The organism is Paraburkholderia nodosa, assembly GCF_001718195.1.
Classification (GTDB): domain Bacteria; phylum Pseudomonadota; class Gammaproteobacteria; order Burkholderiales; family Burkholderiaceae; genus Paraburkholderia; species Paraburkholderia nodosa_A.
This window is the reverse complement of the sequence record NZ_MCNV01000033.1, coordinates 1-24,624: the sequence shown is the minus strand read 5'-3', so window position 1 is coordinate 24,624 and position 24,624 is coordinate 1. Positions and strand designations below refer to the sequence as shown.

Sequence of the window (24,624 nt, the reverse complement as noted above, 5' to 3'; positions counted from 1 at the left end):
CGTGAAACGCGGCACGTCGCATACAAGCCGCGCATTGATTTCATGGAGACGAACGTGTCGAAAGCCCCCTGGCTCGCCAGCTATGGCGAGATTCCCGCTACCATCGATCCCGACCGGCATCCGTCGCTCGCGCATATGTTCAATGAGGCGATGCGCGAACATGCGCACCGGCCGGCATTGCGCGCGGGCGACGCTTCGCCGGGCGACGCTTCGCCGGGCGACGCTTCGCTCAGCTACGCCGACGTCGATCGTCTCTCGCGCGATTTCGCCGCGTATCTGCAGCACGTGGGCGTGAAGAAGGGCGACCGCGTCGCCGTGATGTTGCCGAACCTGCTCGCGTTTCCCATCGCGCTGATCGGCATCGTGCGGGCAGGGGCGGTGCAGGTGAACGTGAATCCGCTCTATACGCCGCGCGAGCTTCAGCACCAGCTGGCGGATTCCGGCGCGCAAACGCTCGTGGCGTTCGACGGCGCGTTGCCGACGTTCGATGCGATCAAGGCGAATACGGCCGTCAAGAACGTGCTGAGTGTTGCCGCGAGCGATTGCACAAGCGCGAGCGGTGAGCGCGATGCGCAGCCCGGCTCGTTTGCGGCGGCGCTCGCGCAGGGCGCCGACTTGCCGTTCGAAGCCCCCGCGTTGTGCGGCGACGATCCGCTCTTCCTGCAATACACGGGCGGCACGACCGGGCTATCCAAGGGCGCGCTGCTCACGCACCGCAACCTCGTCGCCAACGTCGAGCAGTTCAAGACCTTCATGCCGGGCTTCATGAACCCGGGCGAGGAAGTCGTCGTCACCGCGCTGCCGCTCTATCACATCTTCGCGTTGACGGTGAATCTCATCACCTACTTCTCGATTGGCGCCGAGAACTGGCTCGTTGCGAACGCGCGCGATCTGGGCGGCGTGATCGACGTGTTCAAGGCCGCGCGGCCGACGAGCTTCATGGGCGTGAATACGCTCTATGCGGGGCTCGTTGCGCATCCGCGCATCGGCGAGGTCGATTTTTCGCGGCTGCGGCTCGCGGGCGGCGGCGGCGCGGCGATCATTCCCACGGTGTCCGAGCGCTGGCAGGCCATGACGGGCGGTTTCATCCGCGAAGGCTACGGACTATCGGAGACGAGCCCGGTGCTGTCGTTCAATCCGGGGAGCGTCGATCGCTTCACCGGGACGACGGGACTGCCGGTGCCCTCCACCGACGTCAAGCTGATGAACGACGGCGTCGAAGCCGCGCCGGGTGAGCCGGGCGAGATCTGCGCGAAGGGTCCGCAGGTGATGCAGGGCTACTGGAACCAGCCCGAGGCCACGCGCGCCGCCTTTACGGACGATGGCTACTTTCGCACCGGCGACGTGGGCGTGTTCGACGAGCGCGGCTTCCTGCGCATCGTCGATCGCTCGAAGGACATGATCCTCGTTTCGGGCTTCAACGTGTATCCGAATGAAATCGAGGCGGTCGTGACCGCGCTGCCGGGCGTGGCCGAATGCGCGTGCGTGGGTGTGGCCGACGAACGCAGCGGCGAGGCCGTGCGTGTGTTCGTGGTGCCCGCGCGTGAGGCGGCGCTGAGCGAGGAAGCCGTGATCGCGCATTGCCGGGCGCAACTCGCGGCGTACAAGGTGCCGCGCGTGGTGAGCTTCGTTCAAGCGCTGCCGAAGTCGACGGTGGGCAAGATTTTGCGGCGTGAATTGCGCGACGCGGGGTGACGCGCGACAGGGGCGCGCCGCGTCATTCAGCGCGCCGCGCTCTTCGCTTTCTTTACTCCGAGGCGCCCCTTCCTCTCCTTCTTCTTGCCATCGCGCTGGGCACCCTGCGTCGCTCCGCGCAGCTTCAGCGCGATATCCAGCCGCGCAATCCAGTGCGCATCAGCGAGCTTCGCGCCCAGCAGCGTCTCGATGCGCTCGAGCCGGTAGTCGAGCGTGTTTGGATGTACACCTAACGTTTCGGCCGTCTGGCGCCGGCGCTGGCCGCTTGCAAACCACGCTTCGAGCGTGGCGAGCAGGTCGGCCTCCGTCGCCAGCTGCTCGGCGAGCGAGACGAGATAACGCAGCACGTTGGCGCTGCTGCGCACACTCTCCTCGATTGCGATCGAGGAAAAGCGGTGCACGCGCAGGAAGTCGCCATTCTCCTCGCTGTCGTCCACGTGGCTGCCCCGCGGCGCAAAGTCCACCGCCTTGAGCGCCTCTTCCACCGAGGCCGCCCAGCCGCGCGCCCCTTCGTTCATCAGCCCGATGCCGATGCTGCGCACGCGCGGCTCGGCGCGCGCGAGCGCGGCCGCATGCTCGGTCACACGCTGGTCGTTGCGCGTCATCGAATCGCCGCGCACGCACGGCAGCCAGAACATCAGCCGCTCGCGATGCCACGCACGCACCAGCGCGTCGGGCTTCAGCTCGAAGTGCCGCGAGGCGCTGAGCGCGAAACGGTCGAGCGCATCCTCGCGCACCGAAGGCGCGTGGTCGCGCAAATCCAGATCGACAGCGAGCGCAATGCGCGGCAGCGTGGCGTCGAGGCCGAGCGCCTCGACGGTCTCGCGAAAGCGCGCGGTGTCATCGGGAGCATGGAACACGAGGTCGTACAGCTGCTGCAGCAGCGAGCCGCGCCAGCGTGCTTGCTGGTGCTGCTCGTCGAGATAGGCTTCGGCGATGTGCTCGGCCATCGCGTCGAAGTAATCGAGCAGATAAGGCGAAATATCGAATAGCAGTTCATGCGCGAGCGCCGGGTCGGACTCGGCGAGCTCCGTGCAGGTGCGCCACAACTCACGCGCGCCCAGGCGAAAGGCGCGCAGCAGCGAACGCAGCGGCACGTTCTGGTGGACACGTCGGCGCGCGAACGCCGCAGTCTGATCCATGACTTCGGCGGTGGGCGGCGTGCCGTCGAGCAGGCACTGGAACCACTGGTTCGCGGAAAACGCGATCGACGTGAAGATGTCCTTGCGCGCCGCCGCCGAGAGCGCGCTATAGCCTTCGAGCGAGAGCAGCGTGTCATAGGTGCGCTGAACAGCCTTGGGCTGGGTTTTGGCGAGCGTGCGAAGCCTGCTGCGCAGGCGTGGGCTGATGGCGGGAACGGGGGGCGGCACGGTGAGTTCGCGGATTCGCGTGGATTCGTTTAGGCGATATCCGCGAGTGTACTCAGCGCCGTGCCGCTGCGTCGAGGGGGGGGGCCGTGCAGGCGGCCCCCGCCGGTGCATCGGAACACCGGATCAGAACAGCAGCGCGATACCGGCCATGCCGACGAACTGCGAGCGCGTGGACGAAGGCGTGGAGTTTTGCGAGTCGCCCACGGCGGGGCTTGCGTTGACGATGTTGCCCGCGCCGTTCGCCCCGAGCGTCTGGCCGCCGGCGTGCTGGTAGGCCTGCAGCGCATAGAGCGTGGTGCGCTTCGAGAGGTGGTACGACTCCTTGAGCGAGTACTGCTGGTAGCGCGCCGCGCTCGTGATGCCGTTGGCCTTCGAAGCCAGCGTATAGGCGAAGCCGCCGCCCACGTCGAAGGCCGGCGTGAAGCGATACACGGCGAGCGCCGCCCAGGTGTTGAAGATGGCCGTGTCGTGGAAGATCGACTTGCCGCCCGCGATGTACTGAACGTTCGAATACGACGCGCCGAGGACCAGGTTGCCGAGCGTGTAGTTGCCGCCCGCCGCGATGTGCTGGACCGCGCTAGCCGAGACATAGCCCGTATTAAGCGACGACTTGCCGAAGCTGCCCGTTGACGAACTGTCGAATCCGCTCGTCAACTGCGCGTTGTCCATGCGCAGGATGGCCGCCGCGAGGCTCACCGGGCCGGCGGAGTAGCGCAGCGCGGCGCTCCACGTCTGACCCTTGCCGGTGCTCCCCGCAATGCCGCCGAGCGCGTACATGGCGCTCGCCTGCACGCCGTAAAAGATCGGCGAGGTGTAAGTCGCCGAATTGTTGATGCGCACGGTCGTGTCGAGACCGTCGATATCGCCGGGGTGCGCGCCGGTTGCGCCGGTGAGCCACGAGCTTCCCGTGAGCGGCCCGACGAACAGGTAATACGGCGTGTACTGGCGGCCGGCCGTGAACGTGCCCAGGTTCTGGTTTTGCAGGCCCACGTAGGCCTGGCGATTGAAGATCAGTCCGCTCGACGACAGCGCGCCCGAGTTGAGGTCGAAGCCATTCTGCAGGTCGAAGATCGCGAACGTGCCGCCACCGAGATCTTCCTTGCCTTGCAAGCCGAACTTCGACGCATACAGGTTGCCCTGGCGCAGATAGACATTCGAGTGACCGTTCTGGTTGTTGACGTAGGTGATGGCGTCGTCTACTGCGCCGTAAAGCGTAACGCTGCTTTGCGCAAACGCGGGGCTGGCCACGAGGGCTGCGCTAGTCGCGAGGAACGTGCCGATACCAAGGCCTGCTTTCTTCATCGTTGTGTGTCTCCGGGTGAGATTTGGACTGCTTATATTTTTCTTTGCTACGCCGCATGACTTTCAGGTCGATGCGGCATGCGTACTGCTGCGCGAAGTGACTACGGTGACTGCGTTTGAATCAATCCAGCGGTTTGCCTGCGCTCTGTGCGGCAAGTGCGCGCTGGCGCGCCTGCGCCGCGAGGCGCACGGCTGCGTTGGGCGCGCCGTAGCCGTCGTAGCCGCCGCGCCGCTCCACGATCTCCAGGAAGAAGCGCTGGTCGAGCGTCTCCGTATAGGCGTGCAGGAACTCGCCACCGCGCTCGTCGCGGTCGTAGAGCAGGTTGTGGTTGCGCAGCGCGTCGAGAAACTCGGGGTCGAGGGCGTGGCGCGCGTCGAGATCGTCGTAGTAGTTCGCCGGTATGCGCAGGAGCGGCACGCCGGCCGCCTCGAATTCGGTCACGGCGCGGAAGATGTCGCCGGTGCTGAACGCCACGTGATTCAGGCCTGTGCCGTGGTAGGCGCGCACGGTTTCGGCCGCGGCCGTGTGCTGGTCCACCGAGGCGTTGAGCACCACGCGCAGCCCGCGGTCGCGGCTCATGAGCGCCCGGCTGCGCACGAGGCCGTACGGATCGGGCAGCAGCACGGCGGGCGTCGCTTCGAGCCCGAACGCCGACTTCAGGAACAACACCCATGAATCGAACGAGCCGGCAGGCAGCGAAAGGCTCACGTGATCGATGCCCGCGATCGGTCCTACTTCGACCGGGCCGTCGATATCCGTGAGCGCGAAATCGGCCTCGAAGAGGGTGGGCTGGCCCGGCTCCTCGTTAACGAAATAGTTAAGACTGCCGTCCGGCCCCTGGACGGCGGGCACCACGCGCTCGTTCGGACCCACGCGGCCCGAGAACGGCTGGTAGCCAAATCCCGCCGCGCGTTCGAGCGCGAGGCGCGCATCGTCCACGCGAAACGCCGAGGCGCAGAGCGAGAGCCCGTGGCGCTGAAAAAACGCGTCGGCGAACGAGTCGGGCTCGGCGTTGAGGACGATGGCGGCCGAGCCGTGCTGATAGAGCGTCACGTCCTTCGAACGATGCTGGCCCGCGCGGCGGAAATGCAGCTTTTCAAGCCAGTTCGCCACATGCGCGCGGGCGGTGTCGTCCACGGCGAACTCGAGGAATTGCCACTGCGCGTTCGCGGGTGCGGCGCTCGGGTGGTAGAGCGCACTCGCTTCGACATGCTCCGCCTGCAGGGCTTCGCGCGTGAGCGATTCGAGCAGCAAGAGCGAACGATGGCCGTCGGCGGCGGTGGCGGCGGGCGGCGCGCCGCGAAAGCCGTCGTTGAAGATTTCGAGCGAAAGCGGGCCCGTGTAGCCGCTTTTCACCACCTGGGCCGTGAAATCCGCGAGCGCGAAGTCGCCCTGGCCCGGGAAGCAGCGATAGTGCCGGCTCCATTCGAGCACGTCCATTTGCATTCTCGGTGCGTCGGCGATCTGCACGAAGCCGATGCGCGCGCCCGGGATCGTAGCGATGCCGTCGGGCGCGTCATCGAGCGAGAGCGTGTGGAAACTGTCCAGCGCGAGCGTCAGGTTCGCGTGATCGACGGTGTTGACGAGCCGCCACGCGTGGCCATAGGTGCGCACGTGGCGTCCCCACGCAAGCGCCTCATAACAGATTGTCATGCCCGCTTCCCCGGCGGCCTGCGCGAGCGCGCCAAGCTGTTCGGCGGCGAGGCCGTCATCGCAGATCGTGTCGGGCGAGACATTGCTGCACACCAGCAAACGGTCCGTACCCAACTGATGCATGACGTCGAACTTGCGCTTCACGCGTTCGATGTTGCGCGCGAGGCGTTCAGGCGCAACGCCTTCGAAATCGCGGAACGGCTGGTACAGCACGATATCGAGGCCGAGATCGCCGGCCATGTGGCGCACGTCGGCGGGCGAGCCTTCGAAATAGAGCAGATCGTTCTCGAAGATCTCGACGGCGTCGAAGCCGGCGGCGCGGATCGCGGCGAGCTTGTCGGCGAGCGTGCCGCTGATCGACACCGTGGCGATCGAGCGACGCAGCGCGCGAGAGGGGGCGTGGAGCGGCTTGGACATGGGCATGGCGAGCTTGCTGACGGCGACTTCGGTGTTGAACAAGGGTCCGGCGCGGCGGTGTAGGGCGGCATTTAACTAACTGGCGCACCGCAGACACACTTGCCGCTGGAGTGTCCGAAGGATACGCCAAACTAACTAGTTAGTACAAATTCTGGCAAACCCCAGGTGACCGGTGTACCGCTTCGCGGCACACTGGCGACCATGCGGTGAAACATGCAACGGTTCTCGAGCATGCGCCGTGCCGGTCGTCAAGCTGTTCTGGAGTGTGTGTAATGGGAATGCCTTCGGTGCTGGTCCTGAACGGACCGAACCTGAATCTGCTGGGAACGCGGGAGCCTGCGATCTACGGCGCTGAAACGTTAGATGACGTTGCCAACCTGTGCCGCGAGGCGGCGGCGCGTCTTGGGCTCGAGATCGATTTTCGCCAGTCGAACGCCGAGCATCAGCTGATCGACTGGCTGCACGAAGCGCGCACGCGCGTGGACGGCATCGTCATCAATCCGGCGGCCTATACGCATACGTCGGTGGCGATCGCCGATGCGCTTTCCGCCATCGCGAAGCCCGTGATCGAGGTCCATATCTCGAACGTGCACAAGCGCGAGGCGTTCCGGCACCATTCGTTCGTTTCGCCCATTGCAGAGGCCATCATCGTCGGCTGCGGCACGCAAGGGTATGTGCTCGCGCTGGAGCGCATGGCCACGCTGCTCGCCAAAAAGGTGACGAAATGAGCGCCCAGAACCACGCCAAAACGAATGCGCTGGGCGCGCGCGCAACCGCCAACTCGTTTCTCTGCGGTTTGATCGGCTCGGGCATCGGCGGTTCGCTCACGCCCGCGATGCAGGAGCAGGAAGGCCGCGAACTCGGCTTCCACTATGTATATCGGCGCATCGACCTCGAAGCGCTGAAGCTCACGCCCGCCGCGCTGCCCGAGTTGCTGCTGGCCGCCGAGCGCATGGGTTTCGACGGTTTGAACATCACCTATCCGTGCAAGCAGGCCGTGATCGAACTGCTCGACGAACTCTCCGATGACGCCCGCGCGCTCGGCGCCGTGAACACGGTGCTCTTCCGCGACGGCAAGCGCATCGGCCACAACACCGACTGGTCGGGTTTCGCGCGCGCGTTCCAGCGCGGCCTGCCCGATGTCTCGCTCGAAGCGGTGGTGCAACTGGGCGCGGGCGGCGCGGGCGCGGCGGTCGCACACGCGGCGCTGCAGATGGGCGCCCAGGCGCTCACGCTGTTCGACGTGGACGCGTCGCGTGCCGAATCGCTCGCCAGCGAATTGCAGGCGCGCTTCCCGGCGGCTCGCGTGAGCGCGGGCGGCGATCTGCGCGAAGTGCTCAAGCACGCCACCGGCCTCATCCACGCCACGCCTACCGGCATGGCGAAGTTGCCCGGTATGCCGTTGCCTGCGGAGTATCTGCACGAGCGGCTGTGGGTGGCGGACATCGTCTATTTCCCGATCCGCACCGCGCTGCTCGAAGCGGCCGAGGCGCGCGGCTGCCGCACGCTGAGCGGCGGCGGCATGGCGGTGTACCAGGCAGTGGATGCGTTCCGGCTGTTCACGGGTGTCGAGCCCGACGCGGAACGCATGTATGCGCATCTGCAGTCCATGCTGGCGGCGAATGCTGCAAGCGCCAGCGAATAACAACGACAGCGCGCGGCGGGAGTCAGCGCAAAAGCGCCAACTCCCGTCGACCGCCACATAGGCATGGGACAGGAGTAAACGCTGAAGCGCCAACTCCTGTCGACCGCCACATGGGCATGGGACGGGAGTAAGCGCTGAAGCGCCAACTCCCGTCGACATATCGGAGACGAAGACATGGCACCACCCGTATCCACGGGGCGCGGCGACGCGCCGAACCTTTCCGCAGCCGCCCCCGTCGAGGGCGCGATGCGCCGCTCGAAAGCGCGCTATCGCATCCTGGGCCTGCTGGCCGTCGGCACGATGATCAATTACCTCGATCGCACCGTGCTCGGCATCGCAGCGCCGCAGCTCACCAAGGAACTGGGCATCAACGCGGCGCTCATGGGCCTCGTGTTCTCGGCGTTCTCGTGGAGCTACGTCGTCGCGCAGATTCCGGGCGGCGTGTTCCTCGACCGCTTCGGCAGCAAGTTCACCTACTGGCTCTCGATGACGCTCTGGTCGATGTGCACGCTCGCTCAGGGCTTCATCAGCGGCGTGGGCGCGCTGTTCGCGTGTCGTCTGGGTCTCGGCGCCGCGGAGTCGCCGTGCTTCCCGACCAATAGCCGCGTGGTCGCCACATGGTTCCCGCAAAGCGAGCGCGCATTCGCCACGGGCACCTATACGGTCGGCGAATACATCGGTCTCGCGTTCTTCAGTCCGTTCCTCTTCGCGCTGATGGGGGCGTATGGCTGGCGCTCGCTGTTCTACGTGGTGGGCGGCGTGGGCATCGCGTTCGGCCTCGTGTGGTGGTTCCTGTATCGCGAGCCGCACGAGCACCCCGCGGCCAACCGCGCCGAACTCGACTACATCGAGGCGGGCGGCGGTCTCGCTCGCCACGAACGCAAGGCCGACGCGCAAGCCGCTGCCGGCGAACCGAAAAAGCAGGGTTTCGACTGGCGCATGGCCGGCAAACTGGTGCGCCGCCGTCAGCTCGCGGGCATCTGCCTCGGGCAGTTCGCGGGCAACTCCACGCTCGTGTTCTTCCTCACGTGGTTCCCGACCTATCTCGCCACCGAGCGCCACATGGGCTGGCTCAAGATCGGCTTCTTCGCGATCATGCCGTTCATTGCCGCGTCGATCGGCGTGATGTTCGGCGGCACCTTCTCCGACTGGATGCTGCGCCGCGGCATCTCGGCCAACGTGGCGCGCAAGCTGCCGATCATCGCCGGTCTGCTGCTCGCCTCGACGATCATTCTCGCGAACTTCGTGGACAGCAACGTGGCCGTGATCGCGATCCTCTCGGTGGCGTTCTTCGCGCAAGGGATGGCTGCGCTCGGCTGGACGCTCGTGTCGGATATCGCGCCGGCCGGCATGCTCGGTCTCACCGGCGGCATCTTCAACCTGGCGGCCAATCTCGCGGGCATCATCACGCCGCTGGTGGTGGGGCTAATTGTGGGTGCGACGGGCTCGTTCGTCTGGGCGCTCGTATTCATCGGCGTGATCGCGCTGATCGGCGCGGCCTCGTATATCTTCATCGTGGGCGATATCAAGCGCATCGAGCTGTAAGACTCGCAGGCCGCCTGCGCGCGGCTTTCGGCGGGACAGCGGGGCGCGGCACCTTCTATAGGGCCGCGCCCCGCGTGCTAAAATCGCCCGCATTCCTTCCCTGCTGCGGGCCAAAAAAACATGGCAAGACCGGCGGCTTCGGCCGAACGCAACGATGCTCAATCCGAAAGCCGGCGCAAGTACGATCCCGAGCAGACCAGGCGCAATATCCTCGAAGTGGCGACGGCCGAATTCTCGGCCATGGGTCTCGCAGGCGCGCGTGTAGACGCGATCGCCGAACGCACCAACACCACCAAGCGCATGCTGTATTACTACTTCGGCAGCAAGGAAGGGCTGTACGAAGCGGTGCTCGACAAGGTCTACGGCGACATCCGCGCGCTCGAACTGGACCTGCACATCGACGAACTGGACCCTATGGAAGGCCTGCGGCGGCTCGTCGAATTCACCTTCGACTATCACGACCGCCACCGCGACTTCGTGCGCCTCGTGACCATCGAGAACATTCATGGCGCGAAGTACATCGAGCGCCTGAAGACCTTCCGCAGCCGCAACGCCAGCGCGATCCGCACGATCGAAGACCTGCTCGCGCGCGGCGTGGCGAGCGGCGCATTTCGTGAAGACATCGATCCCATCGACCTGCACCTGCTCATCAGCTCGATGTGCTTTCATCGCGTAGGTAACCGCCACACGTTCGGCGCGGCGTTCGGGCGCGACCCCTCGCATCCGCGCTTGCGTGCGCGCCATCGCGAGATGGTCGTCGACGCTACGCTGCGCTTCGTCAAGAAGTAAAGCGCTCCCTGCGCGGCGGCCGCCCCGGCCGCTTTGGCTGTTTCTCGCCCGCCCGCCGATGCGGGACGCATCGCCCACGGCGCGCCCGCGTCCCCGCGCGGCGCTGCGCCGGGCCGCCAAAAGGCCCGGCGAACTCTGCAGATTTATCTCCGAAAGCCCGGCAAGCCCCGTCCTGCGTGGCTGACCGCTAGCATCGCTTGTTCCATAAAAGTGCGCAAACCCATTACACTACGGCGGTCAAGGCCGCCGCGCGCGGCCTCGCCCTGCGCAGCCGCGCCCCGCCTCGCCGGCAGGGCGGTCGCGCCGGCCCACGCCACCGGAGAGTCTTTAGCGCAATGAGCACCGCCATGCCCCGTTCCGGCCGAGCCGGCCTGCCTCGACAGACTCAGGCTCGCTTCACCCTCGGCACACGCATCGTCCTCAGCTTCGGCTTGCTGTTCGTGCTCATGCTCGCGATGGCCGCGATCTCGTGGGACCGCCTGCGCGCTATCGACAGCGAGGCGATGAGCCTCACGAGCGATTCGGTGCCGGGCCTGTTCTACGCGACCTCGCTGCGCGCGGCGGCCAACCAGACCTATAGCCTCGTTGAACGCGCGGCCTTCGTCGATGCCGACCCGGAAAGCGTGGCCCGCGACCTGTCGGGCCTGCCCGCTGCCTTGGCGCGGGTCGAGGAGACCGCACGGCAGTATGAACACACGCTTTTTCGCAGCGACGACCGTGAGCGCTTCCAGCGCTTTCGCGACGCTTACGCGCGCTATCTGCCGCTGGCGAAGGCGGTCGTGAGCCAACTGCCCGCCTCGCGCCCCGCCGCGCAGGCCGCGTTTGCGCAGATCGGCCCGGCGTGGCAGGAGGTGCTCGCCACGGCCAACACGCTCGTCGACGAAAACCGTCAGCAGGCCGACGAGTCCGCGCAGACCATCCGCAACTCGGTCACGGGCACGGAGATTACGCTTGCCGCGGCGCTGGGCGTCGTGCTGCTCGCGGCGCTCGCCACGGGTTACGCGCTCTATCGCGCGATTACGGTGCCGATGGCGCGCCTCGTGGATGTGCACGACTCCATGCGCACCGGCAACCTCTCGCAGCGCCTCGCGCTAAACCGCACCGACGAATTCGGCGTGCTCGAAGACGGCTTCAACCGAATGAGCGACGAGCTGGCCAGCCTCGTCGCCCAGGCGCAAAAGTCGTCGCTGCAGGTCTCGACCTCGGTGGCCGAAGTGGCCGCGACGTCGAAAGAGCAGCAGGCCACCGCGAGCGAGACGGCGGCCACCACGACCGAGATCGGCGCGACCTCGCGCGAGATTTTCGCCACGGCGCGCGACCTCGTGCGCACCATGAGCGAGGTGGCGACAGTGGCCGAGCAGTCGGCCGGGCTCGCCAGCACGAGCCAGAGCGGCCTCACCCACATGGAAGACACCATGCGCAGCGTGATGGAAGCGGCGGGCTCGGTGAACGCCAAGCTCGCCATCCTCAACGAGAAGGCCGTGAGCATCAATCAGGTCGTGGCGACGATCACGAAGGTGGCCGACCAGACCAATCTGCTTTCGCTGAACGCGGCGATCGAAGCGGAGAAGGCGGGCGAGTACGGGCGCGGCTTCTCCGTGGTCGCGACTGAAATCCGCCGCCTCGCCGACCAGACTGCCGTCGCGACTTACGACATCGAGCAGACCGTGAAAGAGATCCAGTCAGCGGTTTCGGCGGGCGTGATGGGCATGGACAAGTTCGCGGAAGAAGTGCGGCGCGGCATGCACGACGTGCAGGCCGTGGGCGCGCAGCTTTCGCAGATCATCGGCGCGGTGCAGACGCTCGCGCCGCGCTTCCAGGTGGTGAACGACGGCATGCAGGCGCAGGCCACGAGCGCCGAGCAGATCACCCAGGCGCTCACGCAGCTTTCCGAAGCCGCCCAGCAGACGGCGGAGTCGCTGCGCCAGTCGTCGCAGGCCATCGACAATCTCACGCTCGTCGCCAACGAACTGCGCACCGGCGTGTCGCGGTTCAGGATCGAGGCGTGACGCGGGAGCGGCGATGCTCTTCCTGGTGTTCGAACTGGACGGCGAGCGTTACGCGCTCGATGCCCGCGAGATTGCGCACGTGCTGCCGCTCGCGCCCGTGCGCGCGTTTCCGGGCACGCCCGCGTATATCGCCGGCGTGATCGACTACGAGGGCGCGCCCGTGCCCGTGGTCGATCTGCCGATGCTCGCGCTCGGGCGGCCTGCGCGCACGCTCATGTCCACGCGGCTCGTGCTCGTGTATGACGGTGGCGCCGCGACCGGCGCCGCTGCCGCTCATGCGCCGCCGCGCCGCCTCGCGCTGCTGCTCGAAAGCGCGACGCGCACACAGTCGATTGCGCCCGAGCGCTTTGCCGAAGGCGGCATTGCCACGCCCGAGGCGCGCTGGCTCGGGCCCGTCGCGCGCGACGAGCGCGGCTTCGTGCAGTGGGTGAAAGTCGCCCAGCTGCTCGATGCGCGCGTGCGTGCGCTGCTCTTTCCCGATCCGCCTTCGTGGCAAGGCGCCCCATGAGACAGGCCGACCCGCGCTTTGCCGGCTGGCTGCTCGAGGAAACCGGCATCGACGCCGAATCGCTGGGCGCCAACGCGCTCGCCCGCGCGGTGGGCTCTCGGGCGGCAGTGACGCTCGAGGTTCACGCGGACCTGCATCCGGCCGACACGCGCAAGGAGTGGATGAGCGGCGCCGCGCTGCCCGACTGGGCGCGCGAAGCCTACTGGCAGCGTCTCACGACCACGCCTGCCGAGCGCCAGGCGCTGATCGATGCGCTCGTGGTGCCCGAGACCTGGTTCTTTCGCGAGCGCGAGGCCTTCGCCGCGCTCGCGCGCCTCGGCACGAAGCGGCTGGCCGCGCAGCCCGGCGACGTGCTGCGCGTGCTGAGTGCGCCGTGCTCGAGCGGCGAGGAGCCGTACTCGGCGGCCATGGCGCTGCTAGACGCCGGCCTCGCGCATGAGCAGTTCGCCATCGACGCGATCGACATCAGCGGCCAGTCGATTGCGGCGGCCGCGCGCGGCGTGTATGGCCGCAACGCGTTTCGGGGCGACGGCCTCGCGTTTCGCGACCGCTATTTCGAGGCGGCGCCGGACGGATGGCGTATCGCCGCGACGGTGCGCCGCGCCGTGACCTTCGAGCGCGCGAACCTGTTCGAATGGCTCGCGCCGCACCCGGTGCGCTACGACTTCATTTTTTGCCGCAACGTGCTCATCTATTTCGACCGCGCCTCGCAGGACCGCGCCATCGACCTGCTGCGTGCGCGCCTCTCGGCGGGCGGCATGATTTTCGTCGGACCGGCAGAAACGGGGCTGATGATGCGCCATGAGATGGTGTCCGCCTATATTCCGCTCGCGTTCGGTTTTCGCGCGCCGGAACCCGGCGCGACGGCGGATCATCAACATCCGGCGAGCCCGGCGGCCGCCGTGCCGCCTGCGCTCACGCCGCTGCCGGTAATTGCCGCCACGGCAGCGGCGCCCGCATTCGGCAGCGCGCCGGTGTTTGCACCATTGGACGCGCCGCTGGCCGCGGCAGCGCGCGGGTCCGCGCCGTCGCGGCTCTCGCTGCGGCCCTTGCACGTCGCGCCGGCTCCGCGTGCGGCGGCCGTGATGAACGCCCACGCGGCGGACGGGCCGTCCATTGGCGCCACGCCCGAAGCCGCGCTTGCCGACGCGCGTCGTCTCGCGGATGCCGGCGCGCTCGACGAGGCCGAACGTCTCGCCACGCAAGCGGCGCAGGCGTTGACGCAGAACGCCGGCACCTGGTACCTGCTAGGCCTGATCGCCGATGCGCAGGGCCGCGCAGCCGCGGCGCTCGCGCACTATCGCAAGGCCATCTATCTGGAGCCTTCGCACTACGAAGCGCTCACGCATCTGGCGGCGCTGCTCGAAATGCAAGGCGATGCCGAAGGCGCGCGCCGGCTGATGCGCCGTGCACAGCGCGCCGCACAGGAAGTCGCACAGCGTGCCGAACCGGACGCAGGAGGCCCGCATGTCTGAGCGCGAACTGGAGCAAGACCGCGCGCAGGACCTCGTGCCGACGTCGCAACTGCCCGAGCAGTGCTGGAAAGTCATCGGCACGCTGGGCGACAACTCGTGCCCGCGCCTCGAAACGTGCGTGCGCTGCCTGAATTGCCCGATCTTCGAAGAAGCGGCGGCGCGCATGCTCGACCGTCCCGCGCCGCTTGCGCCAACCGCGCTTGCGCTCGAACGCGCGCCTGAGTCAGTGGACACGCGCACGCGCGAGGCAGGCTCGCTCGTGTTTCGCGTGGGCGGCGAGTGGCTCGCGCTGCCTGCCACCGCGCTGCGCCAGGTGCACGAGGCACGCGCCATCCACACGCTGCCGCACCGGCGCAGCGCCGCCGTGCTGGGCGTCGTGAACGTGCGCGGCGTGCTCACGCTCGCGGTATCGCTGGCCGCGCTGCTGCGTATCGATGCCGCGGCGCCCGGCGCACCGTCGCGCGCCGCCACGCCGCGCCTGCTCGTGACCGAATGGGCGGGCGCAACGACGGCGTTTCCCGTCGATGCCGTGGAGGGCGTCGCGAACTTCGGCGCCGACGCGCTCCTGCCCGCGCCCGCCACGCTCGCGCAGTCGGCCGGGCGGCACGTGCGCGGCGTGACGCACTGGCGCCGGCGTTCGGTGGGCGTGCTCGATGCCGAGGTGCTATTCGATGCGCTTGCAAGGAGTTTGCGATGAGCGACGACGAACTGAGCCGCCGCTCGCTGCTCGACCTCTTCCATGAGGAGGCCGCTGCGCAGACGCGCACGCTTTCCGCGGGCCTGCTCGCGCTGGAGTCCGCACCCGAAGATGCCGCCACGCTGGAAGCCTGCATGCGCGCGACGCACTCGCTCAAGGGCGCAGCGCGCATCGTCGGGCTGCCCGAGGCGGTCGAGGTGGCGAGCGCGATGGAGGATTGCTTCGTGGCCGCGCAGCGCGGCGAGTTGCGCATCGACGCGGCGCGCATCGATGCACTGCTCGTCGGCATCGATTTGCTGAGCGCGGCAGGCGATGCCGACGCGCCGCCGCTTTCGCACGAGGCGGTCGTGGCGTTCGCGGCGCGCCTTCAGGGTGGGGTGCAGCCCAGCGTGTCCAACACCACCGCCGAAAGTGCGCCCGAAACCGACGACCTTGCCGCGCTCGCGGCGTCACTGCGTCTGCCCGAGCCGGAGCGTGAGGCGGTGGCGTCCACCGACGTCGAACCCGCGCCACTCGCGCAACCCCTGCCACCCCGCTCAGCCGACGCCGAGCGCATGCTGCGCGTGCGCGCCGGCACGCTCGACCGCTTGCTCGGCTTCGCGGGCGAATCGCTGGTGGAGTCGCGCCGCATGCGGCCGTTCGCGGAAGGGCTCTTGCGCACGCGCCGCGCGCAGGGCGACGTGCTCGCGGCGCTGGGCCAGTTCCAGGAGCGCCACGGGGATGCGCTCGACGTCGACGCGCGCGACGCACTCGCGGAAATACGCCATGCGGTTGCGTCGCTCGATCGTCAGCTATCCGAACGATTCGACGACGTCGATCGCATCGACCGGCGCGGCACGCAACTCGCGCAGCGCCTCTACGACGAGGCCCTGCAGTGTCGCATGCGGCCGTTCGGCGACACGGCGCACACCTATCCGCGCGTGGTGCGCGATCTTGCGCGCTCGCTTGGCAAGCGCGTGCGCTTCACGATTGCCGGCGAGTCGACGCAAGTAGACCGCGACATCCTCGAAATGCTCGACGCGCCGCTCGGCCACCTGCTGCGCAACGCGCTCGACCACGGTATCGAGGACCCCGAAACGAGACAGCGCGCGGGCAAGCCGGAAGAGGCGAGCCTCACGCTCGAAGCGCACCATAGCGCCGGCAAGCTGCTGATCGCCGTAGCAGACGACGGCGCGGGCATCGATCTCGACGCACTGCGCGCGAGCATCGCCGCGCGCTCGCTCGCGCAGCCCCAGGCCGTGGCCGCGATGTCCGACGCCGAGTTGTTCGACTTCCTGCTGCTGCCGGGCTTTTCGCTGCGCGACACCGTTACTGACGTGTCGGGCCGCGGCGTCGGCCTCGACGCCGTGCAGAACTTCGCGAAGGCCGTGCGCGGCACGGTGCGCATCGAGAGCGCGGCGGGGCAGGGCACGCGCTTCGTGCTGCAGTTGCCGCTCACGCTTTCGGTGGTGCGCAGCCTGATCGTCGAGGTCGCGGGCGAAGCCTATGCGTTCCCGCTCGCGCACGTGCGCCGCGCGCTCAGCGTGCCGCGCAGCACGATCGAGATGCTCGAAGGCCAGCAGCACATTGCCTTCGAAGGCCGGCCCGTGGGGCTCGTGACCGCGCGCCAGCTGCTCGGCGCGGGTGCCGAAGCCACGACCGCGGAAGACCTCAACGTCGTGCTGGTGGGCAGCGAGGCGGGCCTCTATGGCGTGGCCGTAGACCGTTTCGCGGGCGAGCGCACGCTCGCCGTGCAGCCGCTCGACGCGCGTCTGGGCAAGGTGCGCAATGTCTCGGCAGCGGCGCTGCTCGACGACGGCGAGGTCGCGCTGATCGTCGACGTGGAGGACATCGTGACGTCGGTCGCGCGTCTCGTGCGCGACGGACAGCTCGCGGGCGTGGCGCGCGGCGGCGCACACGATGGGGCGCGCGCACGCAAGCGCATTCTCGTTGTCGAGGACTCCTTGACGGTGCGGGAGCTGGAGCGCAAGCTGCTCGAAAAACGCGGCTACGACGTCACGGTGGCGGTGGACGGCATGGACGGCTGGAGCACCCTGCGCAACGCGCACTTCGACCTCGTCATCACCGACGTCGACATGCCGCGCATGGACGGCATCGAACTCGTCACGATGATCAAGGGCGACGCGATGCATCGCAACGTGCCGGTGATGATCGTCTCGTACAAGGATCGTGAAGACGACCGGCGGCGCGGCCTCGACGCGGGCGCCGACTACTATCTGACCAAGGGCAGCTTCCACGACGAAGCGCTGCTCGACGCGGTGAACGACCTGATCGGAGAGGCGACGGGATGAAAATCGGTATCGCCAACGACATGCCGCTAGCAGTCGAGGCGCTGCGCCAGGCCATCGCGACGCGGCCAGGCCATCGCGTGGTGTGGGTCGCCGCGAACGGCGAGGACGCGGTGCAGTTCTGCGCGGCACAGGTGCCCGACGTGATCCTCATGGATCTCGTGATGCCGAAGGTCGATGGCGTAGAGGCCACGCGGCAAATCATGGCGCGCTCGCCGTGCCCGATTCTGATCGTGACGAGCAGCGTGGGCGCGAACGCCTGGCGCGTGTACGAGGCAATGGGCGCGGGCGCGCTCGATGCTGTCGATACTCCCACGCTCGCCGGGCCCGACACGCGCCGCACCATGGACCTGCTGCTCGCGAAAATCGAGCAGATCGGGCGCGTGTCGGGCGCGCTCGATCTCGCCGCACGCGCGCCGGCGTTCACCGCTTCCGGCATGCCGAAAGCGCCGCTCATTGCGATCGGCGCCTCGGCGGGCGGCCCCAGCGCGCTCGCCACCGTGCTCGCTGCGCTGCCCGCCGGTTTCGGCGCGAGCGTCGTGATCGTGCAGCACGTGGACCAGTCGTTCGCCGCGGGCATGGCTGCCTGGCTCGACGGCCAGACGCCGCTCACGGTGCGCATCGCGCTCGAGGGCGAGCAGCCTGAGCCCGGCTGCGTACTGCTCGCCGCGACCAACGATCATCTGCGCATGACAGCGGGCGGCAAGCTGGCTTACACTCGCGAGCCGGCCGACACACCCTACCGTCCCTCCGTCGATACGTTCTTTCACAGCCTCGTCGAGCGCTGGACGGGCGAGGCGATTGGCGTGCTGCTCACGGGCATGGGACGCGACGGGGCGATCGGCCTGAAGGCGATGCGCGCCAAGGGCTGGCACACCATCGCCCAGGACGAGGCGACGAGCGCCGTATACGGCATGCCCAAAGCGGCGGCGGCGCTCTTCGCCGCGCGCGCGATCCTGCCGCTCGACGCCATTGCCGCCGAGCTTGCGAGCCGGGTGAAACTCCCGCATCAACCTGCCGGCTAGATGCCAGCCATCACGAGACGCGACCGATATCATGACCGAGAAGTCCAATCCTCCAACCAGCGCAAACGTTGCAGACAGCATCGGGCCGGACGTCGGCATCGACGCGGATCTCGACCCCGGCAGCGCCGACGACGCTTCGCTCGCCGTCGCGCTGGAGGCTGTGCGCAGCGCGCTGGAGCAAACGATGCCCGCCGCCGACATGCCGATGATGGTGCTGCTGGTGGACGACCAGGCGATCGTGGCGGAGGCGGTGCGCCGGGCGCTCGCCAGCGAACGCGAGATCGACTTCCACTATTGCGCGCATCCCGACCAGGCCGTGCGCACGGCCGAGGAAGTGCGCCCGACCGTGATCCTGCAGGACCTCGTGATGCCGGGCACCGACGGCCTCACGCTCGTGCGCGCCTACCGCGCGAACGAAGCGACACGCGACGTGCCGATCATCGTGCTCTCCACCAAGGAAGAACCCGCCATCAAGAGCGCGGCGTTCGCATCGGGGGCCAACGATTACCTCGTCAAGCTGCCGGACAGCGTCGAGCTGATCGCGCGCGTGAAATATCATTCGCGATCCTACGTAAACATGCTCCAGCGCGACGAGGCCTATCGCGCGCTGCGCCGCTCGCAGCAGGAACTGCTCCGTGCGAACCTCGAACTGCGCCGCCTGACGCATTCGGATGGCCTGACCGGCCTCTCGAACCGGCGCTACCTGGACGAATTCCTGAGCGCCGAGTGGAAGCGGGCGGAGCGCGAGCGCACCGAAGTGTCGCTGCTGATGATCGACGTGGACTACTTCAAACCCTATAACGACACCTACGGCCACGTGGCGGGCGACAACGTGCTGCGCTCGGTGGCGACGACGATCCGCCGCGAGATACGTCAGCCGCGCGACCTCGTGGCGCGCTTCGGCGGCGAAGAGTTCGCCGTGGTGCTGCCGGGCACGGGCAGCGCGGGCGCGCGGCTGCTCGCCGAGAAAATGCGCCGCGACGTGGTGGGACTCGCGTTGCCGCACGTGGGTTCAGCCGTGAGCGAGCACCTCACGATCAGCATTGGCGTGGCGACGCTCACGCCCGCGCCGGGGCTCGCGGAAACGGCGCTGATCGAGGAAGCCGACGCCGCGCTTTACCGCGCAAAGCGCGACGGCCGCAATCGCGTGGCGTTCTCCACGCACGTGTCGGGGCGGCCGTAAAGGCGCAGCGCCTCAACCCGGCGTCCAGTCGTACATCAGGATCTTGGCGCGCGCGTCGTCCTCCACGAGCACCACGTAATCGCCGTTATCGCGCTGCGCGGCGCTCATGCCCATATAGATGTCCACCCACCCGCTCGTATTGCCCACGTTCGCACCGGGCGTCATCGAGCCGACGATCTGGCCGCTGCGCGCGTCGTATACGTCGACCTTCTGCGTGTAGAGCTCCGCGATGAACACATAGTTGCCGGCCACGGCGATCCCCACCGTTGTCACTTGCGGGCTGCTGCCCGTGTTCCAGGGCAACGACGCCTGCCACGTGAGCGTGGGCGAACCGCTCGACCAGTTGTCGTAACGCGCGAGCACGGGCCCGGCTTCCTTCCAGTGCGACGCATTCCACGGAATGTTCGCGGTGAAGCCGGTGATGTACATCGTGTCGGTTTCGGCCACGTAGACGATCCGTGCGATGCGGTTGAACGGCGCCGGCATCGGGAACATCTTCGACGATGCATAGGTGTACTGCGGATTCCCCTGTGCGTCGAGCCCTTGCATCGGCATCTCGCGAATTCCCGAAAGCGGCGTGGCGAGCCACACGTTGCCGGGCGTGTCCACCCACCAGTAGCCGTTGCCGACGGTCGCGCCCGTCGAGGGGTTCGAGGTGATCTCGCTCGCGTCCACGTGGCCGTCGCCGTTCGCGTCGCGCCACATCCATTCGCCGTAGGTCGGCTGGCCGGCGGGCCAGTTGCCCGGCATCGGATTCTGGGCGAGCAGGCCCGAGGGAATCGCGACTTCGCCATCGGTCGCGCTCGAGAAGCGGTAGATGTTCAGGTAGTGCGCGTACTGGTCGAGCGTATAGAGGAATGGCTGGCCGTTGAAGCGCCGCACCATGGGCGAGCCGCGCACGCCGCGCGTGGAGTGCAGCGCGGGATCGTCGGGATACACGAAGCGGTTGAGCGTGAAGCCCGCATAGGTCCATTGCTTGCCGGGCGCCTGGCTGTAGTCGAGCGTGAAGCGCTTCGAGCCGGTGAAGACGTTGGCGGTGTTGGCGGGGTCGAAGGCGGCGGCATCGACGAAGGTCAGGCCGTCGAGGCGCCAGCCCAGCGTGCGCGTGCCCATCGCGTAGCTCTCGAGCACCGCTCCCTGGCCGACCAGCGCGGTGCCGTACGGTCGCGGCCCCTGGCCGTTCTGCGCGACGTACAGGTTGCCCGCCTGGTCGTAGCCGATGCTGGTGATGCCGTTGAAGCGCCAGTCGCCGGGCGTGCCCTCCACGACGTGGAAGATGCCCTGGCGCGTGCCCAGCGTGCCCGCGGCCGCCAACTGGCCGCTCGACGAGCGGGCGTAAAGCAGAATCTGCTGCGAAGGGCCGTTGTCGGCAATCGAGAGCTGACCGGAAGGCGCGAAGGCGAGATCGGTCGGCACGGTGCCCGCAGGCAGCACGGGTGCATCGTTGAGCGCGGTGCCGTCCTTGCGGTAGTGACCGATGCTCGGGCCGTTCGCGTCCTGCATGCCCTGGATCACCCAGAGCGTGCCGTCCGTGGCCAGCGCAATGCGGCCCGGCGTCGGCACGGTGAAAGCACGCAGCTGACGCATGGTTTGCGCGTCGTAGACCACGATGCGGTTGTCCGCGGTATCGGCAACGTACAGTTCGGCGTCGGTGGCGGCGAGGCCGCGCACGGCGCCGTCGCTGCTGCTCGCGGCGGCGAGCACGCGCAGGAAGCTGTTTTTCGTCGCGTTCGCGCTGTTGCCGATGCCGCTCGCGAACGGCGCGCCCTGCGCCACGTTCGAGCGCAGCCGGCGCGTCACGCCGAACCAGGTCTGGTTGGCGGGCGGATAGTCCGCGCCCACGAGAGCATTGCTCTGGTTGCCGATCGACATCGCGGCATAGACATAGGTGCTGTTCGCCGCGATGGCGTCGCCGCCCGCATTGCCCCAGCCATGCGTGTTGCCGGCCACCGCGAGCTTGTCGGCGCCGCGGTAGACGCCGATCTCGCTGCCGCTTTCGTCCCAGGGGGCGTTCGCGTAGACGGTGCCGTCGGGCGCGACGGCGATGGCCTGTACGTCCTGCTGCATCCACTTGCCGTCGCCGAAACCGAAGCTGTTGCCGATCCAGGACGTGGTGTAGTTGAGCGTGCTTTGCGCAACGCTGGGTTGAATGGCGAGACCTTGCAGCGCTACCGACAAGGCAATGAGGCGAGCAGCATTTTTCACTTGAATTCCCGTCAATTACGAACATGCCGCAGGATGCGCGGCAGTTGGGCGTGATGCTCGCATGCGCTTTTAAGGAAATAATTCAAATATTATTCAATGCGGGTAATGTGGCGTTTTTTTATGCGGATGCGATGAATGGCCCGCCCGCGGGGCGCAAAGTCGCTCGAGCGCCACGCAAAAGGGGAATTTCGCCGCCTGCTGGAATAATCCGGTCTCGCCGCGCGTTAGCCCCCGCATCGCCACCTAATCAACGTCGATTCACGATCATGAAGTTTCGCGGGCCGCTCGACGAGCCGCCGGTTTCCGAAGCCGATATCCAGGCCTATAGCGACGGCACGCTTGCCGGCGCGCAGGCGGCGCACGTGCGGCGTTACCTCGCCGGCAAGCCCGGCGAATGGCATCGCATCCTGTTCTACCGGCGTCTGAACGCCCAGATCCGCGATGCTTACCCGGCCCGGCCCGCGCAGACGCCGCACTCGCGCGCCGCGCCAGCCCGGAGCAGGCGGGCGTTGCGCTACGCTATCGCTCTCGCGGCTGCGCTGGCGATGGCGGGTGCCGCAGTGGCGTGGATCGGCGTGACGGAGCCGTCGCAACAAGTGCTGAACAACGCCGCGGTGATGGCGCTGATGGAAGCCGAAAACGGGCAGCCGGAGGCGCTGGAAGCGGGCGCGGCGCGTGCGCCGTTCGATTTCGGCGCGGCGGGCCTGCATTTTCTCGGCGGTGGCGAAGTGCGGGTTGGCCCGTTTGCGAGTGCGCAGCGCTATGTGTACGAGAACTACCAGGGCGAGCGCGTGGTGCTGCTCGCGAGCCGCGCGTGGCTGGCCGGCGCGGCGCCGCAGTGGAGCGCACACCGCGCGGGGCCGCTGCGGCTCCTGATGTGGCGCGAGCACGGCACGCGCTGGGTGCTCGCGGGCAACGCCCAAACGCGCGGCTTGATGCGCGCGGCGGACCTCGCGACGCTCGCCGCGCAGCCGGCGCGCGAAGGCGAAGGATCGTGAACCCGCCCGAGGATGCAAACCGCGCAATGACCCTTGCGGCAATCCAGGATGAAACATGGACATCCGTGACGAGCTGATAGAACACGTGCCGCGCCTGCGACGCTACGCGCGCGCGCTGATCAACAACCGCGAGCTTGCCGACGACCTCGTGCAGGACACGCTCGAGCGCGCCATCGCCCGCACGGAGTTGTTCCGTTCGGGCACCGATCTGCGCGCCTGGCTCTTCACGATCATGCACAACCTGTTCGTGAACCAGGTGCGCAAGTCGGCGGCACGCGGGGCCCACGTTTCCGTCGACGACGACAGCGTGCCCGAAACCGACTACGCCGTGCCCGCCGCGCAGACGGGTGCGCTCGAAGTGCGGGATCTGGACTTTGCGCTGCAGCGTCTGCCCGTGGAGCAGCGCGAGGTGGTGCTTCTGGTAGGACTGGAGGAGATGAGCTACGCCGATGTCGCATTGGCGCTCGACATACCGATCGGCACGGTCATGTCGCGTCTGTCGAGGGGACGTGAGCGCTTGCGGGCGCTCATGGCCGGTTCCGTCCCGCGTGCGAATCTGAAGGTGGTGCGATGAGCGAGCAACAAAATCCAGTCACGCAAGACGAGATCCACGCCTACGTGGACGGCACGCTTTCCGAGGCGCGTCGCGCCGACGTGGAGCGCGAGCTCGAGCGCAACCCCGAGCTTGCCGCGCGCGCGAGCGACTTCTTCGCGCTGAACAATCTGCTGCACGAGCGTTACGACCGCGTGCTCAACGAGCCGCTGCCTGCGCGCCTGCGCGTGGCCGCCCCTGAGCCCGCGCAGCAAGCGGTGCGAAATGCGCGCCCGGCGGCAAACTGGCCGCGCTTCGCGGGCCTCGCGGCGGCGCTCGTGCTGGGCGTGGGCATCGGGTGGGGCATGCATTACGGCATGAGCGGCACGGGCGGACCCGCAGGCGCGGCTGGCGGCGGCGAACTGCGCGCGGTGAGCGCGGATGGCACCATGCGCTTTGCGCAGCAAGCGGCGCTTGCGCACGTGGTCTACATGCCGACGGTGGCGCGTCCCGACACGATGGACGACAGTCAGGAGCAGGACTTCGTGAAGTGGCTCGCGAACCGGCTCGGCACCAACGTGCGCGCGCCGATGCTCTCGAAGAGCGGGTTCGAGCTTTCGGGTGGGCGGTTGTTGCCGGCCGACGACGGCGGTGAAGTCGCGCAGTTCATGTATCACAATGCGCGTGGCGAGCGGGTGACGCTGTGTATCTCGCACCGCAAGGCGAGCGCCAATACCACCGCGTTCAAGCTCTATCAGGATGGGCCTGTGAATGTGTTTTATTGGGTGGATGGCGACTTTGGGTATGCGCTTTCCGGGGGGATCGATCGTAAGGCGTTGCTGCAGCTTGCGCATGATGTTTATGCGCAGCTGACGCCGCGGTGAGGGTTGGTTTTTTGTCGTTGTTCCTGGCCGCGTTGGCCTTTCCTTGTGTTCGCGTCGGTGTGCATGCGTTGCCCCTGTGCGGGGCGGCACCTACTTTTCTTTGCAGCCGTGTATGGACCGGAAACATGGGTAACAGGTGTGCGGGGACATGGGTAACACATGATCCGCTCATTCGGGATGGTCCAGGTTGATGGTTCCGAAATGATGATGCAGGAAAAACAGGTCATAGCGGTTGCCGCTTCCTGCGCTGGGGCGCACCGCAACCGGCAGCTTGTGCAGCGCATTTGAAACCTTGAAACACCGGCACCGGAAACGGAGTTCTCCATTCCACCCCACGCGTACCACCGTGTCGTCGCTGCGATATTCGATCGGCGGCAGTGTCTCCGGATACCGGTGCGCACTG

General features: G+C 67.6%; 19 protein-coding genes and 1 pseudogene. 15 read left to right on the top strand and 5 right to left on the bottom strand.

Going from position 1 to position 24,624, the window contains the following annotated elements:
* The first annotated feature begins 54 nt into the window (after window positions 1-54).
* Window positions 55-1,695: an AMP-binding protein gene (locus BFD71_RS33970; RefSeq protein WP_069268645.1), complete on the top strand. Its 1,641-nt coding sequence runs from the start codon at window positions 55-57 to the stop codon at window positions 1,693-1,695.
* Window positions 1,696-1,721: 26 nt separating this feature from the next.
* On the opposite strand, the gene BFD71_RS33965 is transcribed toward BFD71_RS33970, so the two are convergent.
* The 3 genes from BFD71_RS33965 to BFD71_RS33955 all read right to left on the bottom strand — a co-directional run bounded on the left by BFD71_RS33965 (window position 1,722) and on the right by BFD71_RS33955 (window position 6,405).
* Complete coding sequence (locus BFD71_RS33965) at window positions 1,722-3,065, bottom strand: PucR family transcriptional regulator (RefSeq protein WP_069268607.1); 1,344 nt, start codon at window positions 3,063-3,065, stop codon at window positions 1,722-1,724.
* Between the two features lie 123 nt (window positions 3,066-3,188).
* Window positions 3,189-4,367 carry a porin gene (locus BFD71_RS33960; RefSeq protein WP_069268606.1) on the bottom strand — a complete coding sequence of 393 codons (1,179 nt, stop codon included), beginning with the start codon at window positions 4,365-4,367 and terminating at the stop codon, window positions 3,189-3,191.
* Between the two features lie 121 nt (window positions 4,368-4,488).
* Entirely contained in the window at window positions 4,489-6,405 is a 1,917-nt protein-coding gene (locus BFD71_RS33955; RefSeq protein WP_069268644.1) for a bifunctional sugar phosphate isomerase/epimerase/4-hydroxyphenylpyruvate dioxygenase family protein, read from the bottom strand.
* Window positions 6,406-6,710: 305 nt separating this feature from the next.
* On the opposite strand from BFD71_RS33955, the gene aroQ reads away from it, so the two are divergent.
* The 11 genes from aroQ to BFD71_RS33900 all read left to right on the top strand — a co-directional run bounded on the left by aroQ (window position 6,711) and on the right by BFD71_RS33900 (window position 19,602).
* Window positions 6,711-7,166, top strand: coding sequence for a type II 3-dehydroquinate dehydratase (aroQ, locus tag BFD71_RS33950; RefSeq protein ID WP_069268605.1), 456 nt, complete (start codon window positions 6,711-6,713; stop codon window positions 7,164-7,166).
* Window positions 7,163-8,083 carry a shikimate dehydrogenase gene (locus tag BFD71_RS33945; protein ID WP_069268604.1) on the top strand — a complete coding sequence of 307 codons (921 nt, stop codon included), beginning with the start codon at window positions 7,163-7,165 and terminating at the stop codon, window positions 8,081-8,083. Before aroQ ends, BFD71_RS33945 begins: the two co-directional genes overlap by 4 nt.
* A 246-nt stretch (window positions 8,084-8,329) precedes the next feature.
* A complete protein-coding gene (locus tag BFD71_RS33940) occupies window positions 8,330-9,628 on the top strand; it encodes an MFS transporter (protein ID WP_256095033.1) in 1,299 nt (432 codons plus the stop codon).
* A 120-nt stretch (window positions 9,629-9,748) separates the two neighbouring features.
* On the top strand, window positions 9,749-10,417 hold the full coding sequence (locus tag BFD71_RS33935) for a TetR/AcrR family transcriptional regulator (protein ID WP_069268602.1): 669 nt from the start codon (window positions 9,749-9,751) through the stop codon (window positions 10,415-10,417).
* Between the two features lie 335 nt (window positions 10,418-10,752).
* Window positions 10,753-12,426 carry a methyl-accepting chemotaxis protein gene (locus BFD71_RS33930; RefSeq protein ID WP_069268601.1) on the top strand — a complete coding sequence of 558 codons (1,674 nt, stop codon included), beginning with the start codon at window positions 10,753-10,755 and terminating at the stop codon, window positions 12,424-12,426.
* A 13-nt stretch (window positions 12,427-12,439) separates the two neighbouring features.
* Window positions 12,440-12,934: a chemotaxis protein CheW gene (locus tag BFD71_RS33925; RefSeq protein ID WP_069268600.1), complete on the top strand. Its 495-nt coding sequence runs from the start codon at window positions 12,440-12,442 to the stop codon at window positions 12,932-12,934.
* Window positions 12,931-14,409, top strand: a complete 1,479-nt coding sequence (locus tag BFD71_RS33920; RefSeq protein WP_069268599.1) for a CheR family methyltransferase — start codon at window positions 12,931-12,933, stop codon at window positions 14,407-14,409. Before BFD71_RS33925 ends, BFD71_RS33920 begins: the two co-directional genes overlap by 4 nt.
* Window positions 14,402-15,106 carry a chemotaxis protein CheW gene (locus BFD71_RS33915; protein WP_069268598.1) on the top strand — a complete coding sequence of 235 codons (705 nt, stop codon included), beginning with the start codon at window positions 14,402-14,404 and terminating at the stop codon, window positions 15,104-15,106. The genes BFD71_RS33920 and BFD71_RS33915 overlap by 8 nt, the downstream gene beginning before the upstream one ends.
* Entirely contained in the window at window positions 15,103-17,397 is a 2,295-nt protein-coding gene (locus BFD71_RS33910) for a hybrid sensor histidine kinase/response regulator (RefSeq protein WP_069268597.1), read from the top strand. The genes BFD71_RS33915 and BFD71_RS33910 overlap by 4 nt, the downstream gene beginning before the upstream one ends.
* A complete protein-coding gene (locus BFD71_RS33905; RefSeq protein WP_069268596.1) occupies window positions 17,394-18,419 on the top strand; it encodes a chemotaxis response regulator protein-glutamate methylesterase in 1,026 nt (341 codons plus the stop codon). Before BFD71_RS33910 ends, BFD71_RS33905 begins: the two co-directional genes overlap by 4 nt.
* 184 nt (window positions 18,420-18,603) lie before the next feature.
* The gene (locus BFD71_RS33900; protein WP_176732995.1) at window positions 18,604-19,602 is read left to right on the top strand and encodes a diguanylate cyclase; all 999 of its coding nucleotides are present in this window, start codon (window positions 18,604-18,606) and stop codon (window positions 19,600-19,602) included.
* A 12-nt stretch (window positions 19,603-19,614) separates the two neighbouring features.
* Here BFD71_RS33900 and BFD71_RS33895 read toward each other — a convergent pair whose 3' ends face one another.
* A complete protein-coding gene (locus BFD71_RS33895) occupies window positions 19,615-21,807 on the bottom strand; it encodes a hypothetical protein (RefSeq protein WP_083245620.1) in 2,193 nt (730 codons plus the stop codon).
* A 266-nt stretch (window positions 21,808-22,073) separates the two neighbouring features.
* Here BFD71_RS33895 and BFD71_RS33890 point away from each other — a divergent pair, with 266 nt between their 5' ends.
* The 3 genes from BFD71_RS33890 to BFD71_RS33880 are packed head-to-tail and all read left to right on the top strand — an operon-like array spanning window position 22,074 to window position 24,221.
* Window positions 22,074-22,805, top strand: a complete 732-nt coding sequence (locus BFD71_RS33890; RefSeq protein ID WP_069268595.1) for a hypothetical protein — start codon at window positions 22,074-22,076, stop codon at window positions 22,803-22,805.
* Window positions 22,806-22,860: 55 nt separating this feature from the next.
* Window positions 22,861-23,379: a sigma-70 family RNA polymerase sigma factor gene (locus BFD71_RS33885; protein WP_069268594.1), complete on the top strand. Its 519-nt coding sequence runs from the start codon at window positions 22,861-22,863 to the stop codon at window positions 23,377-23,379.
* A complete protein-coding gene (locus BFD71_RS33880; RefSeq protein WP_069268593.1) occupies window positions 23,376-24,221 on the top strand; it encodes an anti-sigma factor family protein in 846 nt (281 codons plus the stop codon). Before BFD71_RS33885 ends, BFD71_RS33880 begins: the two co-directional genes overlap by 4 nt.
* Before the next feature lie 168 nt (window positions 24,222-24,389).
* On the opposite strand, the pseudogene BFD71_RS33875 reads toward BFD71_RS33880, so the two are convergent.
* Window positions 24,390-24,624, bottom strand: a pseudogene (locus tag BFD71_RS33875) (IS481 family transposase); the annotation flags it as partial.

Bases quoted from the DNA above. Each gene is read 5' to 3' on its own strand.
- BFD71_RS33960 (WP_069268606.1), bottom strand. From the start codon at position 4,367: ATGAAGAAAGCAGGCCTTGGTATCGGCACGTTCCTCGCGACTAGCGCA.
- aroQ (WP_069268605.1), top strand. From the start codon at position 6,711: ATGGGAATGCCTTCGGTGCTGGTCCTGAACGGACCGAACCTGAATCTG.
- BFD71_RS33945 (WP_069268604.1), top strand. From the start codon at position 7,163: ATGAGCGCCCAGAACCACGCCAAAACGAATGCGCTGGGCGCGCGCGCA.
- BFD71_RS33940 (WP_256095033.1), top strand. From the start codon at position 8,330: ATGCGCCGCTCGAAAGCGCGCTATCGCATCCTGGGCCTGCTGGCCGTC.
- BFD71_RS33935 (WP_069268602.1), top strand. From the start codon at position 9,749: ATGGCAAGACCGGCGGCTTCGGCCGAACGCAACGATGCTCAATCCGAA.
- BFD71_RS33930 (WP_069268601.1), top strand. From the start codon at position 10,753: ATGAGCACCGCCATGCCCCGTTCCGGCCGAGCCGGCCTGCCTCGACAG.
- BFD71_RS33925 (WP_069268600.1), top strand. From the start codon at position 12,440: ATGCTCTTCCTGGTGTTCGAACTGGACGGCGAGCGTTACGCGCTCGAT.
- BFD71_RS33920 (WP_069268599.1), top strand. From the start codon at position 12,931: ATGAGACAGGCCGACCCGCGCTTTGCCGGCTGGCTGCTCGAGGAAACC.
- BFD71_RS33915 (WP_069268598.1), top strand. From the start codon at position 14,402: ATGTCTGAGCGCGAACTGGAGCAAGACCGCGCGCAGGACCTCGTGCCG.
- BFD71_RS33910 (WP_069268597.1), top strand. From the start codon at position 15,103: ATGAGCGACGACGAACTGAGCCGCCGCTCGCTGCTCGACCTCTTCCAT.
- BFD71_RS33905 (WP_069268596.1), top strand. From the start codon at position 17,394: ATGAAAATCGGTATCGCCAACGACATGCCGCTAGCAGTCGAGGCGCTG.
- BFD71_RS33900 (WP_176732995.1), top strand. From the start codon at position 18,604: ATGCCCGCCGCCGACATGCCGATGATGGTGCTGCTGGTGGACGACCAG.
- BFD71_RS33890 (WP_069268595.1), top strand. From the start codon at position 22,074: ATGAAGTTTCGCGGGCCGCTCGACGAGCCGCCGGTTTCCGAAGCCGAT.
- BFD71_RS33885 (WP_069268594.1), top strand. From the start codon at position 22,861: ATGGACATCCGTGACGAGCTGATAGAACACGTGCCGCGCCTGCGACGC.
- BFD71_RS33880 (WP_069268593.1), top strand. From the start codon at position 23,376: ATGAGCGAGCAACAAAATCCAGTCACGCAAGACGAGATCCACGCCTAC.